Origin of the sequence: Nitrospina gracilis Nb-211 (assembly GCF_021845525.1) — a bacterium.
Lineage (GTDB): Bacteria > Nitrospinota > Nitrospinia > Nitrospinales > Nitrospinaceae > Nitrospina > Nitrospina gracilis_A.
Genome location: NZ_JAKJKD010000001.1, coordinates 1625623 through 1639758 on the forward strand (window position 1 = coordinate 1625623; position 14136 = coordinate 1639758).

General features: G+C 56.3%; 16 protein-coding genes. 8 read left to right on the forward strand and 8 right to left on the reverse strand.

The window, feature by feature from the left end:
* Positions 1 to 20 precede the first annotated feature (20 nt).
* The 4 genes from J2S31_RS07710 to J2S31_RS07725 are packed head-to-tail and all read right to left on the reverse strand — an operon-like array spanning position 21 to position 4954.
* Positions 21 to 1229 carry an ABC transporter permease gene (locus J2S31_RS07710; RefSeq protein WP_237098506.1) on the reverse strand — a complete coding sequence of 403 codons (1209 nt, stop codon included), beginning with the start codon at positions 1227 to 1229 and terminating at the stop codon, positions 21 to 23.
* Positions 1216 to 1935, reverse strand: a complete 720-nt coding sequence (locus J2S31_RS07715; protein WP_237098507.1) for an ABC transporter ATP-binding protein — start codon at positions 1933 to 1935, stop codon at positions 1216 to 1218. The genes J2S31_RS07710 and J2S31_RS07715 overlap by 14 nt, the downstream gene beginning before the upstream one ends.
* Positions 1932 to 3260, reverse strand: coding sequence for an efflux RND transporter periplasmic adaptor subunit (locus J2S31_RS07720; protein WP_237098508.1), 1329 nt, complete (start codon positions 3258 to 3260; stop codon positions 1932 to 1934). Before J2S31_RS07720 ends, J2S31_RS07715 begins: the two co-directional genes overlap by 4 nt.
* Complete coding sequence (locus J2S31_RS07725; RefSeq protein ID WP_237098509.1) at positions 3257 to 4954, reverse strand: TolC family protein; 1698 nt, start codon at positions 4952 to 4954, stop codon at positions 3257 to 3259. Before J2S31_RS07725 ends, J2S31_RS07720 begins: the two co-directional genes overlap by 4 nt.
* A gap of 415 nt (positions 4955 to 5369) precedes the next feature.
* Here J2S31_RS07725 and J2S31_RS07730 point away from each other — a divergent pair, with 415 nt between their 5' ends.
* The 4 genes from J2S31_RS07730 to J2S31_RS07745 all read left to right on the forward strand — a co-directional run bounded on the left by J2S31_RS07730 (position 5370) and on the right by J2S31_RS07745 (position 8973).
* Positions 5370 to 6017, forward strand: coding sequence for a response regulator transcription factor (locus J2S31_RS07730; protein WP_237098510.1), 648 nt, complete (start codon positions 5370 to 5372; stop codon positions 6015 to 6017).
* Positions 6018 to 6152: 135 nt separating this feature from the next.
* Positions 6153 to 6989, forward strand: a complete 837-nt coding sequence (locus J2S31_RS07735; protein ID WP_237098511.1) for a transketolase — start codon at positions 6153 to 6155, stop codon at positions 6987 to 6989.
* Positions 6986 to 7927 carry a transketolase family protein gene (locus tag J2S31_RS07740; RefSeq protein ID WP_237098512.1) on the forward strand — a complete coding sequence of 314 codons (942 nt, stop codon included), beginning with the start codon at positions 6986 to 6988 and terminating at the stop codon, positions 7925 to 7927. Before J2S31_RS07735 ends, J2S31_RS07740 begins: the two co-directional genes overlap by 4 nt.
* 167 nt (positions 7928 to 8094) lie before the next feature.
* Entirely contained in the window at positions 8095 to 8973 is an 879-nt protein-coding gene (locus J2S31_RS07745; protein WP_237098513.1) for a PhzF family phenazine biosynthesis protein, read from the forward strand.
* 58 nt (positions 8974 to 9031) lie between these two features.
* On the opposite strand, the gene J2S31_RS07750 is transcribed toward J2S31_RS07745, so the two are convergent.
* On the reverse strand, positions 9032 to 9262 hold the full coding sequence (locus J2S31_RS07750; RefSeq protein WP_237098514.1) for a hypothetical protein: 231 nt from the start codon (positions 9260 to 9262) through the stop codon (positions 9032 to 9034).
* 157 nt (positions 9263 to 9419) lie between these two features.
* Positions 9420 to 9968, reverse strand: coding sequence for a DJ-1 family glyoxalase III (locus J2S31_RS07755; protein WP_237098515.1), 549 nt, complete (start codon positions 9966 to 9968; stop codon positions 9420 to 9422).
* Positions 9969 to 10148: 180 nt separating this feature from the next.
* Between J2S31_RS07755 and ubiE the strand changes: the two genes are divergently transcribed.
* Both ubiE and J2S31_RS07765 read left to right on the forward strand, forming a co-directional pair.
* Positions 10149 to 10880 carry a bifunctional demethylmenaquinone methyltransferase/2-methoxy-6-polyprenyl-1,4-benzoquinol methylase UbiE gene (gene ubiE / locus J2S31_RS07760; protein ID WP_237098516.1) on the forward strand — a complete coding sequence of 244 codons (732 nt, stop codon included), beginning with the start codon at positions 10149 to 10151 and terminating at the stop codon, positions 10878 to 10880.
* Between the two features lie 30 nt (positions 10881 to 10910).
* Entirely contained in the window at positions 10911 to 12077 is a 1167-nt protein-coding gene (locus tag J2S31_RS07765; protein ID WP_237098517.1) for a S1C family serine protease, read from the forward strand.
* A 2-nt stretch (positions 12078 to 12079) separates the two neighbouring features.
* Here J2S31_RS07765 and J2S31_RS07770 read toward each other — a convergent pair whose 3' ends face one another.
* Positions 12080 to 12292, reverse strand: a complete 213-nt coding sequence (locus J2S31_RS07770; protein ID WP_237098518.1) for a heavy-metal-associated domain-containing protein — start codon at positions 12290 to 12292, stop codon at positions 12080 to 12082.
* Positions 12293 to 12907: 615 nt separating this feature from the next.
* Here J2S31_RS07770 and J2S31_RS07775 point away from each other — a divergent pair.
* On the forward strand, positions 12908 to 13081 hold the full coding sequence (locus J2S31_RS07775; RefSeq protein ID WP_237098519.1) for a flagellar biosynthesis anti-sigma factor FlgM: 174 nt from the start codon (positions 12908 to 12910) through the stop codon (positions 13079 to 13081).
* A 7-nt stretch (positions 13082 to 13088) separates the two neighbouring features.
* On the opposite strand, the gene J2S31_RS07780 is transcribed toward J2S31_RS07775, so the two are convergent.
* The gene (locus J2S31_RS07780; protein ID WP_237098520.1) at positions 13089 to 13586 is read right to left on the reverse strand and encodes a hypothetical protein; all 498 of its coding nucleotides are present in this window, start codon (positions 13584 to 13586) and stop codon (positions 13089 to 13091) included.
* 150 nt (positions 13587 to 13736) lie between these two features.
* Here J2S31_RS07780 and tatA point away from each other — a divergent pair, with 150 nt between their 5' ends.
* Complete coding sequence (gene tatA, locus J2S31_RS07785) at positions 13737 to 14015, forward strand: twin-arginine translocase TatA/TatE family subunit (RefSeq protein ID WP_237098521.1); 279 nt, start codon at positions 13737 to 13739, stop codon at positions 14013 to 14015.
* Positions 14016 to 14136: the final 121 nt, after the last annotated feature.

A 14136-nucleotide genomic window follows, 5' to 3' on the forward strand; every position in this document is an offset into this window, starting at 1 on the left:
AGCAGGAAGAGAGGCGTCGCTCACTCGTAGCGGAGGGCGTCGATGGGATTCAGATTGGCCGCCTTGTTGGCCGGGTACAGCCCGAAGAACACGCCCACCACGACGGAAAATCCGAAAGCAAGCAGAATCGATGGAAGAGAGACGATCATATCCCAGCCGCCCAGCTTGGAAACAGCAATGGAGATGCCCGTTCCCATGAGAATCCCAATGAACCCGCCCAGAAAACTGATGAAAATGGACTCGATCAAAAACTGCTGGCGGATCTCCCGCTTCTTCGCACCAATGGCGACACGGATGCCGATCTCCCGCGTGCGTTCGGTGACCGACACCAGCATGATGTTCATGATGCCGATGCCGCCGACCATGAGCGAGATGAAGGCAATGCCGCCCAGCAGGTACTGAAACGTCTTGGCCGCATTGCCCCAGCTGTTCAGCCATTCCGCCGAGTTCTGCACGTGGAAGTCGTTGTCCTGTCCTTCACGGATGTTGTGCCGTCGCTTGAGCAAGGATTCGATGTCCTGTTTGATGACCTCAATGTCCTGGATGCGCTTGGCCTGCACGTCGACAGATTGCAGATAATTGACGCCGAACAGGCGTTTCTGCGCGGTGGTGACGGGGATAAAAATCTGGTCGTCCGGATCGAACCACGACAGCGCACCCTTGGCGACCATGGTGCCGATGACGAGAAAATTCTGTCCGTCCACTTTCAGCGTCTGGCCGATGGGGTCGACGTTATCGAACAGGTTTTTAGTGACGGTTGCACCGAGAACGGCCACGCGGCGGGCGGTGCGGACTTCCGTGTCGGCGAAGTAGCGTCCCTTATCCAGCTGGAAGTTGGACATCCAGTAATAATCTTCTTCGGTGCCGCGCACGGTGGCGTTGCGGTTTTTGTTGCCGAACTTCAACTGCGCGCTTTGGTACACCTCCGCCGAGACGCCGGTGATGCGGTCGATATGCTCACGGATGGCGCGGGCGTCGTCCAGCACCAGCGTTTCCACCTTGCCGCTCTGCACGTGGCGGCGGCTTTTTTGACCGGGCTTGACGGAGATGATGTTGGTGCCGAACTTGGCGATGGTCTCCAGCGTTTGCTTGCGCGCGCCTTCACCCAGCGAGATCATGGAGATGACCGAACCGACACCGATGATGATGCCGAGCGCCGTCAAAAACGTGCGCAGTTTGTTGGCCACCAGACTGCGAAGCGCCATTCGAATCAGATCAAAAATCAGCATGGGCTTCTTCCTTCCGTTCGCGCGGGGACGATCCGCTGTCATGGATCAGTTTCCCGTCCTGCATCTGAAACACGCGGCGGGAGTAGGCGGCGATGTCCTGCTCGTGCGTGACGAGGATGATGGTGACGCCTTCCTCGTTCAGCCGGGTGAACAGCTTCATGATCTCCGCACTGGTTCTGGAGTCCAGGTTGCCCGTCGGTTCATCGGCCAGGATGATGCGCGGGTTGATCACCAAGGCCCGGGCAATGGCAGCGCGCTGTTTCTCACCGCCGGATAATTCGTTCGGCTTGTGTTTGGCACGGTGGCCAAGTCCCACCCTCTGCAAGGCGTCCATCGCCTTTTGGACAGGATTCTTCACCCGCCCGTACAACAGGGGCAACTCCACGTTCTCCAGAGCCGTGGCGCGGGGAAGCAGGTTGAAACTCTGGAACACGAACCCGATTTTTTTGTTGCGCACTTCGGCCAACTCGTCCGCCGACAGGTTCTGCACGTCGATGCCGTCCAGTCGGTACGTGCCGGAGGAGGGGAGGTCGAGGCACCCCAGCAGATTCATCAGTGTCGATTTGCCGCTGCCCGACGGCCCCATGATGGAGGCGAACTCCGACGCCTCCATGGAAAAGCTGACGTCACGCAGGGCGTACACTTTTTCCGCGCCGAGATCGTAGGTTTTCGACAGCTTGTTGATTTCGATGAGAGCCACGGTCAACGCCGGAGAATGAACAGCATCTTCCGAATAGTGGACATGCTGTCTTCATCCGTTTTGAAGTGTTCCTTGATTTCTTCCCAGTCTCCGATCAAGACTTCCTGGTTTTCGGCAATGCCCTCCACCTGAATCTCGATCGGATTCTTCACGCCCAGTTCTACAGGCCGGGCCTGAGGCAGATTGTTTTCGAGAACGGCGACGAACGTTTTTCCACCCTCGCGGTGAATCGCTTCGCGGGGAAGGAAGGTGACGTCTTCCAACTCGCGGCTGATGATGTCCACGTTCGCCGTCATCATCGGTTTCAGAATATCACGGCCCTTGCCCTGGATTTCAATTTTGACTTTGAAGATGGTGATGCTGTCCTCGACCAGCCCCTTGGGGGCGATGCGGGTCACAGTCCCATCAAACTCTTCGCTGGGGTAAGCGTCGGTGGTGATCTTCACTTTCTGCCCGACCTCCACCTTGCCGATGTCGGTTTCGTCCACGTCGGCCACGATGAACAGCTTGGACATGTCCGCTATTTTGGCCAGCGGCGTGCCGCCGGAGACGGTGGTGATGCCGGAGGCGATGATCTGGCCCTGCTCGACCAGTTTCTCGATCAGCACCCCGGTGATGGGTGCGTAGATTTCCGTTTCCGCCAGGCGTTCCCTGGTTTCCGCCAACTCCAGCTCGGCGCGTTTGACGTCGGCCTTGGCCAGTTCAATATCCTGTTTCTTGACCTCGATGTCGTGCACGCTGTCTTCGGCGGCCCGCAGGTTGGTCTTGGCCTGCTCCAACAGTTCCTCGCGCACCTTGTAAGTGGTTTGTGCGGCATCGAGGGTTTCGCGGGAGGTGAACTTTTTCTGGAACAGGTCCTCCTGCCGGCGGAGCTTGTCGCGCGCTTCTATCAGGTTGGCCTTGGCTTCCTCCACCTGGGACTTCGCCGCCTGCAAATCGGTTTCGTAACGGGTGGCCTGGAGTTTGAGAGACGTTTTGGCTTTGTCGAGCTGGGCTTTGGCGCTGGCGAGATTCGCTTCCGCCCGTTTGACGTTGCGGACCTCATCGGATTTGTCCAGACGCAGAAGAAACTTTCCTTTCTCGATGAAGTCTCCTTCCTCATAAGGGAAGCTCAGCACCTCGCCGCTGGCCTTGGACTTGACCTCCACCTGGAAATTGGGCTCCACGATCCCCGTGGCGGAAATTTTCACCACCATGGTCCCACGCTCCACCTTGGCTGTGCGGAAAGGGTGTTTTTTAGGACGCTTGTTTTCTTTTCCGTCTCCCTGAACCAGAAAGAAGGTGCCAGCAACCAGGACGACCACGCCCAATATAATGAGCAGTTTTTTCATGGGTTCTGTTCTTCCGCCAGCTCAATGCGGTGGTGATTGAGCGTGGAGGCAATGACCTTCCGGAAATTGATCCGCGATTTATTGAAATCGATGATGGCCAGAAGTTCCTTGCTTTGTTCTTCGGCCAGATCGGTCTGGAACTCGAGCACCTGGAAGCTGGTGGACAAGCCGACTTCAAACTTCTTCAGTTCCGCGTTCAGGGTCTCCTCCGCGAGCCGCCGCGAAATCCGCGCCGCCTGCACGCGCTTGATGTCCGTTTCCAGCTTGCGCACGGCTTCCCGTACTTCGATGATGATGGTCTTTTCCAGATCCTTGATATCGAGCAGGAGCTTGGCGACCTCCAGCTTGGCGGCAGTCAACTGGCTTTCCGCCGCCCGGTTGCCAAGCGGATAGCTGAACACCACGCCCGCCGTCCAACTGTCGAAGTCCGTGGACAGGGCCCGCTCGACCCCGCGTCCAAATGTGCCGCCGAACTGACTGATGCGGGGAGGACCGCCCAGGGACACCGCCCGGGCATCACCGGTGATGCCGTTCAGACCGTAACTCGCCACGAGGTCCAGAGTGGGGTAGGTCTGGTTTTCGTTGAACTCCACCTGGATATTGCGCGTGTCCAGTTCCTTCTTCTTTGCCAGGTAATCCGGGCGGTGGCTCAAGGCCTGGTTTATGGCATCATCCAGGTTAACCTTCGATTCCGGGTCGTACTGCGGCGCATCGAGCGGCTGGATGTCTTTGGTGCCTTTTTCCGAATCGAAAGCAATGTTGAGAATGTTCTTGAGATTGTCTTCATTGTCCTTGATTAATTTTTCCGCATTGATGACCGCCTCTTCGCGCGACGCTACCTCCGCCTGCGCCTGCAAAATTTCCAAAGGCGCCATGGTGCCCACCTCCACCTGCGCTTTCACGCGCTGTTCCAGATCGCGCGCGCGTTCCACCGACTGTTGCTTGACCTTTAAGTCTTCCTGACTGAACACGAGATCCCAGTACACGTTTTCCGCCTGGGTGATGATGTCGATTACCTGGCTTTTGAAATCGTACTGCGAGATGGAGAGATTGTTTTGTGCAATGTAGATGTTGGTCCTGTTCACATCCTGGCCGAAATTTTTGAGCAGGGGCTGGGTGAGGTTGACTTCGAACCGGGTGCTGTACTGCGGGTTCAATCCGGCAAACAGGGAGTTGGTGCCGTCGCGGATGCCTTCATAAAAGAATTCGTACTGCGTGCCGAAAGTGAGCTTCTGGTTGAGGCCAACTTTCCAGCGTTGCTGATCCGTTTTCGAAATGGGCGGATTGGCAAAGGCGGAGGCGACGGGAAGCGTGTCGTCCTGCGTGCGGACTTCGGCGTTCACACTGGGGTCAAAGGCGGCTTCGTTGTTGATGATATTCTGCCGCTGAATACGGGAGTTGTACTCCTGTACAGCAATGCTGACGTTGTTGTTGAGGGTGGTCTGGATGACCTCGGTCAAGGACAGCTGAAGGACATTCGTCAGCACAATGTCCGGTTTCTTCCCGCCCACATCATCGGAGGTGGACAGGGGAGGCTCCCCGGAGTTTCCGCTTTCGGCGGACCCCGTTCCTTCGACATTCTGGCTTTCCGAAAGCTGAAGCCCCGCCTGCAATCGAAACCGGTTGTCCGGCCCCAACAGGCTGGACTCGGCCTGCGCGATTACAGGAAAAAGCAACAGAACCTGGATGGCCATAACAGCAACCCGGACTGAGTATGTATCCCTCATCAACATAAGCATAGCCCCTGAATTCTCCAATGGTTAATGGGAAAAACTGATTCTAATATAATAACTTACCGGATTTAAAGGGAAATTGCCCGAAACCCGCACTTTACAAATACTCTCAAAACGGTAATTTACAGATACTGAAACGGATTCCATGCCGCGCCTCGGGCTTTTTAAATGGTTCGAACTCCTCTTGGACAGGCCCTTTAAATGGTCACAACCGTTCTTAGGGCGGCCGATAGAAATAAAAAGGCGGCATATAGGACCTCCTGTAAAATGGAAAATTCCCTTGTGCTTTTTACATTAACTGTATAAAATTAAAACGATCAAGATCCGGGCTTTCCATTTTCGCCTGTTTTTTCAATTCTGAACCAAGGCAAAACCCATGAACAACCCCGCATCGGCTTCGCGGGTCACTGCCGCGGACATCCTCAAAGTCATTCCCATCACCCGCAAAACCTTGTGGCTCTGGCAGAAGAAGTACAATTTTTTTCCCGATCCCATCAAGGAAGCCCATCCTGGCGGCAAGGGCATTGTCGGATACTACCCGGCCTGGGTGAAGGACCGGTGCAAGCGCGTGTACGAATTGCAGAAAAGCGGCTATACCATTGCCATGATCAAGGATATTCTGAAAAAAGAGTCCGAGGAAAAGTCTTCGAAAAAACTCCTTGTGGTGGATGATGAGAACAAGTTCACCAGCTTGGTAAAAAAGTTTCTGGAGAAGGAAGGGTACCTGGTTGAAGTTGCGGGCAACGGTCTGGACGCAGGTCTGAAGGCCGCCGACTTTTTACCTTCCATCATTCTTCTGGACATCAACCTCCCCGGCCTCAACGGCCTCGAAGTGTGTGCCAATCTCAAGAATAACCCGAAAACGAGTTTCATGACCATCATTGTCATCTCTGCCAGCCCGCAATATACGGAAAAACAGGTGCTGGAGGCGGGAGGGGACCTGTTCATCAAAAAACCGGTGGATCTCGAGGCCCTGCTCGACAAGTGCAATGCCATCCTCGCTGAAAACGTGGTGGCCGAATAATCTTTCCCGGCGCCGTTCCCGCTCAGCCCGAAAAATCCGTTTGAATTCGGTTTTTCGCAAAATTACCTCTGTAAAATTCAAGCAAATTGGCATATGCTGACCAAAATCAATTTCTGACCTGAACATATCGCCTTTATGAATGACACCACCCAGACAGCAGAATCGAAAGTAGGGGAATTGGAAGACATTGCCCGTGAACTGCGCCGCAAGAGCCTGGAGATCATCCACCGCGCCGGATCCGGTCATCCCGGCGGTAGTTTGTCCGGAGCGGATATCGCGGCGGCCCTGTTTTTCGACGTGATGCGTTACGACCCGAAGAATCCCCGCGACCCGAAACGCGACCGCTTTATCCTGAGCAAGGGCCACGCCACAGGCCTGCTCTACGCCACCCTGGCGCGGGCGGGATACATCGCCGACGAGGAGTTGGTCGATTACCGCAAGATCAACAGCAAGCGCAATCTCTCCGGCCATCCGCACCCGAAGACGCCGGGTGTGGAAATCGCCACGGGAAGTCTGGGGCAGGGCCTGAGCGCCGGACACGGTATGGCTCTGGCCGCGCGCCTCGATAACCTGGATTACCGGGTGTACGTGCTGATGGGCGACGGCGAACTGCAGGAAGGGCAGGTCTGGGAAGCGGCCATGTCCGCCGCTAAATTCAAATCCAACAATCTCATCGCCATCGTCGATTACAACAAGGTGGCGCAGGACAACATCACCAAGGACCTGAAAGACCTGGAACCCATCGAGGACAAGTGGAGGTCCTTCGGCTGGGATGTGCACCGCATCGACGGTCACGATATGGCGCAAGTGCACAAGGCGCTCAACCTGCCGCTCCATGCGGATAAGCCGCGGGTGATCATCGCCGACACGGTGAAGGGCAAAGGGGTCAGTTTTATGGAAGGCAAAACCGCCTGGCACGGCGTGGCGCCTTCGGACGAAGATTACGAAAAAGCCATGAAGGAGCTGGAATGATCGACGGAGCGACACGCGACGGTTACGGAGCCGCGCTGGTGGAATTCGGCAACAACCCCAAGGTGGTGGTGCTGGATGCGGGCGTGAGCGACAGCACACGCAGTAAGAAGTTCGGCGACAAGTACCCGGAGCGGTTCTTCAACATGGGCATCAGCGAAGGGGACATGGTGTGCACGGCGGCGGGTCTCGCCACGACCGGCAAGGTCGCCTTCGCTACCGGCTTCGCCTGTTTTCTTTTGGGCCGCACCATGGACCAGGTGCTGGTCAGCGTTGCGTATTCCAATAGCAATGTGAAACTCGTGGGCACGCATTCCGGCCTCGCCGTGGGCGAAGACGGTCCGACGGCACAGATGGTGGTGGACCTGGCTTACACCCGCGCCATGCCGAACCTCACGGTCATCCAGCCGGCGGACTACCAGGAAGCGTTTGCGGCGACCAAGTTTCTGATCGACCACGAGGGACCGGTGTACATGCGCCTCGGCCGCGCCAAGGTGAAAGGCATTTACGGCGAGGACTTTGAGTTCCAGTTGGGCAAGGGCCATGTGGTGCAGGAAGGCAAGGACCTCGTTATCTTTGCCAGCGGTGGCATGGTGGAGGAAAGCCTCGCCGCCATGCAGCAGATGGAAAAGGAAGGCCTGAAAGCCACGCTGGTCAACATTTCGACCATCAAACCCATCGACCAGGACTTGATCGTGGAACAGGCGAAAAAGCACGGCCGCGTGTTGACCGCCGAAGATCACAACATCATCGGGGGCCTGGGCGATGCGGTGCTGGAAGTTCTGGCCGATCATGGCGTGCAGGTTCCGGTCAAGCGCATCGGCGTACGCGACCATTTTGCGGAAACCGGGTCCCAAAAAGAGCTGTATGAAAAATACGGCCTCTCGCACAACCACATCGCCAAGGCCGCACTGGCTCTTTGCGACGCACAACCGGCCTGACCACTCCACAGGGGACGGCAATGTCCGCCGTCATTCCCATCCTATTCAGAACCTGAGCAGGAGCCCGACGAGCCCGAATCGGCCCTTACTCCAAGTTGACATAATATATATTATGGGAACCTAGGGTTTTGGGGCCCCTTCTATAATCGACTGATTTTTATGGTTTTATGGAGTTAAACTTCTACCAGGTCGATGTCTTCACGGACCAACCCTTAGCGGGCAACCCGCTGGCGGTATTCGTCAACGCAAAGGGACTCGATGCCGACCGCATGCTCGCCATCGCCCGCGAAATGAACCTGTCGGAGACGACGTTTCTCTTTCCTTCCAAACTGGCTGACTGCGATTTTAAAGTGCGTATTTTCACCCCCGGCAGGGAAATTCCGTTCGCCGGGCATCCTACCCTGGGAACCGCTCACGTTTTGTTCCGCCACGGGATTCTGCCTTCCGGCCGCGATGCCTGCCGGTTAGAGATGGGCGTCGGACCCGTGAACGTCGCGCGCGACGGCGCCTTTTTTATGATGGAACAGCCTCAGCCGGAATTTCAGCAACCGCGAACCGGCCACGAAGCCATCGCCCAGGCCCTGGGCCTGGCCTCAGCCGATCTGCACCCCGATCTGCCCGCGCAGGTGGTGTCCACCGGTTTCCCGGCCCTGCTGGTTCCGTTGAAATCGCTGGATGCCGTGGAGCGGGTCGCACTCAACCTTGCTTCCCTTCGCCAAGTCCTCGGGGATCTGGACATGATCTATCCCTTTTGCCTGGATACGGTGAATCCCCAGGCGCACGCCCACACCCGGGGGTTCGCGCCGTTCATCGGCATCCCGGAAGACCCGGCGACGGGCAGCGTGGCCGGAGCCATGGGCGCGTACCTTGCTTGGCACCGGCTTTTTGATGAAAGCCGGCTTTCGAACCTGACCCTAGAACAGGGCCTGGAGATGAAGCGGCCGTCGGAGATCAAGGTCTCGGTAGGATTGACGGACGGCCAGATCCACTCCATCCGCGTCGGCGGCAAGGCCCGTACAGTGGCGGAAGGCCGTCTTTTTCTCTGAAAAATAAAAAAAGCCCGGAAGCCGAGGCCTCCGGGCTTTTGGAATCTATATGTAAATATCAGGCACTTTTTTTGCCCTTCTGGGATACTTCAGAAGCGTGTGCGTAGGCGCAATTGGAGCAATAATGGCCTTCCTCACGGGAACACATGATACAGGCCACCATCTCCCCGTTTTCACGAACCAGCCCACCGCAGTGGTTGCAGCGTGGAGCCGGTTTTTCCGCCTTCTTCTTTTTCGAATAGCGTCTGTCGTTGACCAGAAGCTTGCTGCGCGAAATGTTCACATACATAGCAAACCCCCCTTTTCTTTATGAGAACCCCCTTTTGGGCTCTTTCACCGGTTTGATGTCGGACGCGTCAAAAAGTTTTAAAAAATTTTCAAAAATAGCGGGTTTTTCTTAAATCAAATTATTAACAAACCAAGCTTAACCTCACATATAAAAAGCCTTATATGCGCGCCATAACCCCTTTATTTACGGTTTCGACCCGATCCGGCCCGAATAGAACTTCAACCAGTTTCATGGCGAATTCAAGTGCCGTTCCGGGCGAACGGCTGGTCACCAGATTACCGTCGACCACCACCCGGTCATCCGAATACCGGATGCCATTCAGGTTCTCCTGCACCGACGGGTGGGACGTCGTACGGTGGTCTTTCAGCACCCCGGCGGTTTGCAGGACCATCGGTGCCGCGCAGATCGCCGCCACGGTTTTTTGATCGCGGTTCATGTTCTGGACGATGGCGATCACGCTTTCATTATTCTGCAGGTTGGTGGTGCCGGGCTGGCCGCCGGGCAGAACCACCATGTCGTAGTCCTTATGATCGATCTCCGACAACAGGACATCGGGTAGAATGCGCACTCCTCTCGATCCTTCGATGGGCTCCGGTTGCGTGCCAGCCAGATCCACCCGCGCTCCCGCTCTTCTCAGGATATCCACCACGGTAATGGTTTCGATTTCCTCGAACCCCGGCGCCACCGTCACCATGACTTTCTTCATGCCGTTCCTCCTTAGCCCGGATAGGCAGGTTTTCGCACTCAATGTTCGGAATATAAATCGCCTTCCAGACCTTGTCAAACAAGTCTTTGCACGAAGGTTGTCCTTTTCTGCTCCGTTGTGGTCCTGAAATTCCGATGCTAAAATACACCCGTATGCAACCCCTTTACGGCCGGAGCGCCGATGCCTAAGCTGGAAACCGATCGGGAGGCGTTTTCGCTTCAGATTCAGTCGATGTTCAACGCCATCGCTCCGCGATACGATCTGTTGAACCGCGTGCTGAGTTGCGGCGTGGATCGCTTCTGGCGCAAGCGTGCGGTGAGCCGCCTGATGCTGAAACCCGGTGGGCGGTACCTGGATATCGCCTGCGGTACGGGGGACGTGGCGCTGGAATACTTCGAGCGTCCGGCGGAATCCCCCCGTCAGGTGGTGGCGCTGGATTTCAGCGAGGCCATGCTCCAAAGGGCCGGCACGAAATTCAAGGATCGGGGCCGGCAATCCGCCCTGCCCCGGGTTTGCGCCGCGGCGGAAGCCCTGCCGTTTGCGGATGCCAGTTTCGATGGCGTCAGCGTCGCTTTTGGTGTGCGCAATTTTGCCGATAGGGAACAAGGCCTGCGTGAGATGGCGCGGGTTCTGCGGCCGGGATGCCGGGCGGTGATCCTTGAGTTCTCCCTGCCCCGCCAGCCGTTGTTGCGGGAGTCGTACCGGCTCTATTTCGATCGGGTCCTGCCCGGGATCGGGCGCTGGGTCTCCGGCCACCCGGACGCCTACACGTATCTGCCGGAGTCGGTCGGTGTGTTCCCGGAACGCGAGGAATTTGCGGTGATGATGCGCAATGCGGGCTTTGGCCGGGTTCGGTACCGGGAGATGACTTTGGGAATCGTCACTTTATATGTGGGGATTCGGGATGAATAAGTTTTGGATTCCGCCGGAAAGGCGGCTGGCATGAAAAAGTTCATCGTTTTCGGGGTGTGGGTAGTATTGGTGTGCGTGACCCTGTACTGGGTCGTGGGCGCACCCACGCCGCATGTGGAAAAACCCCTTGAGCTTCCCCTTGCCTCCACGGTGAACAATCCTTATTCCCACCTCGAAGGCTATGAAACCCTGGTGCGCCTGCAGGAGGCGTTCGTCACCAACGCCCGCAAGGTGAAGCCCGCCGTGGTCAGCATCAACAACCTCACCGAAATTTCCGACCCCCATTCCCAGCGTGACCTTATGGGCGGAGACCCCGGCGCCTGGTTCAACAACCTCCGTTACTGGCTGAAACGCACATTCCGCAAACGCTACCAGATGGAGAGCCTGGGCTCCGGGCTCATTTTCAACGAAGCGGGGTATATCGTCACCAACTATCACGTGGTGGAAAAAGCGAACCGCCTGCTGGTAAAGTTCCTCGACAACCGGGAATACACAGCGCAGGTGGTGGGGGTGGACCCGAAAACCGATCTCGCGGTCATCAAGGTGTTTTCCCTGTCACACTTCCAGAAACCGGAATTCGGCAATTCCTCGAAGGTGGAAGTCGGCGACTGGGTGATGGCCATCGGCAATCCTTACGGCCTGAGAGGCACCATCACCGTCGGTGTGGTCAGCGGCAAGGGACGCATCGACCTGGGTATCGCCACCTTTGAGAACTTTCTGCAGACCGACACCTCCATCAATCCCGGCAACAGCGGCGGTCCGTTGATCGACATGCAGGGACAGGTGATCGGCATCAACACCGCCATCGCGGAGCTGGGCTCCGGCGTCGGCTTCGCCATCCCCATGGAGACAGTGGAGAAGGTGGCGCAGGACCTGATCGAAAACGGAGAGGTCGAGCGTGGCTGGCTGGGCATCGGCATCCAGCACATGACTCCGGACATGGCGGAATCGTTCCGCGTTTCGCGGGATCAAAGCGGAGTGGTGGTCAACAGTATCGATGATGGCGCCCCCGCGGACAAGGCAGGCTTGCGGCGCGGCGACATCATCATTGCCTATGACGGCAAAGAGATCGCCCATCCGCAACACCTGCAGAACTACGTGGCCGACACCAAGGTGGGAAAAACCGTGCAGATCAAAATCCTGCGCGATGGTTTGGAGCAAACACTGGAAGTTGAAATCGGCAAGTACCTGTCCTGAACTCAGGCCGCCACGACCTCGTAACCCGCATCGGTGATCTTTGACTTGATATCGGCGAGACCCGTCTCGCCTTCGTCGAAATCGACCGTCACCGATTTCTTTTGCAGATCCACATCCACCTTGCTGACACCGGGGATCGAGCTGACCGCTTTGCTCACCGTTTCCACACAATGACCGCAGGTCATTCCGTCCACCCTCAATGTTTCATGCGCCATGATCGCTCTCCATCAGGTTGATTTCGCCTCGCGTGCTCAAAGGAGGGAGGCGGCGGGATGAGTTTAAAAACTCCCACTGGAGGAAGGCTTTACTTTTCGCCTATTCGGGAATAAAAAAATACTCCACTTATTCCAATTATAAAACTTTTGGCTCACCTCGTTCAATAATCCAATTCCCTCAGGAGCCCGTTTGTCACCGATTGAAGAAGGCTCCGGCCTGTTTGCATGCCGGAAAAACGATCCATGCCTCTCAAGAATTTTTGTCAGATTCCGTAATATAAAGTAAGCCGTCGGGAAGATGGCTCAAATCGCAAAGTTGAGGCCATTGACATCAAGGAGGATGAAAACATGGTTCCCGCGAATCACCGCGAAAAGCGCCAGGCGCTGGCCCCTCAGGCCCCTGGCCTGCCCCCGGTCAAAACGACGAGGCCTTGTCGCGCGTCATTGCAGGCCGTGGTTTTTTATCCCCTCAATCCGGAAACGCCGGCACGCCGTCCGCGGCAGGAGATGCGCCGGCACACCGCTTGACGGAGTGGCTCCCAAAATTTTCAACACCGTTCATTTCAAACGACAATGAAACGCTCTGATTCACCATGCAATGCTGAGGCGACGACCATGAGTAAAAAAGCGGGAAATGGAAAAAAGGGGAAAGGTTCTGAAATCCGGCACGAGGTGGTGGAGTTTTTCCGCACGGGATTGAAAACGGGCACCTACCGGGTGCGTGCGCGAGAGCTGGCGGACAAGATGGTGCAGAAAATCCGCGACGGACGCAATCCGTGGCTGAACTGAGCGGGGATCATACTGTTTTGACTTCCTGCAACTCCGGGTAAAATTCCGACTCCTTCAATTTGGTCTCCCATCTTTTTCCAAGCTGGTTGGAGCGAAAATCGACCTTCTTCAGGTGCACCAGGTTTTGCACCCCCGCCATCATCGTCAATCCCAGCCGCGTGATGCCATTGCTCCGCAAATCCAGCTCGCAGAGATTTTTCAGCACCGGCGACCGGACGATCGCTTCCAGCCCCTCGTCTCCCAAGTGATTTTGCCGCAGGTCCAGCACCTCCAGCGCCTCGAGATCCGGGTACATGCTGAGATAAGCCGCCTCATCGGGAGTGATCTCCATATTCACCATGCGCAGGACCTTGGGATTGGCCGAGATGCGAGATTTGATGAAGGTCTCAAACGTGGTGATTTTCCGCGTCTGGTTTTTACGCAGTTTTTCGTCGATGGCGGCGTTGATCTTGTTGAGGTCGCCCTTCATGGCGAAAAACAGTTCCAACACATAGTCCTGATTCACGGCGGAGTCCTTGAAAAAATTCGTATTTTCCCATTTTAGAAGGTTGTGGCCGCAAGTCAATCCAACCCTATTAAATTGTTGGTTTTTATGTTAATTTTGTTATACTCAACCGCGAACGATTAATCCCAGTTTTTTTTGGAGACCGCAATTATGATGGGAATTGGCTTCCCCGAACTGATGATCATTCTGGTCATCATCATGATTATTTTCGGCGCCGGGAAACTTCCCCAGATCGGCAGTGCGTTTGGCCAGAGCATCAAAAACTTCAAGTCGTCCATGAAGGAAGTGGACAGCATGGAAGAAAAAGAAGGCGAAGACCAACAGCAACCGGCGGCGATCGAAAACACGGCGGAGACCAACCCGGCACCCGGTGACAGCGGTGAAGGGTCCCCTGCCCCCGAATCGGAAAAGCCCGCTTCTCCTGCCTGATCCGAATTTTCGCCCGCATGGATGCGGCGGTGGCGTTATGACGGGCAGGCCCTGTACGCAGTGCGCGCGGGTCCTGCCCTTTTTGCATCCAGATTCCGGCGGAACGCCGATCGAGTTTCCG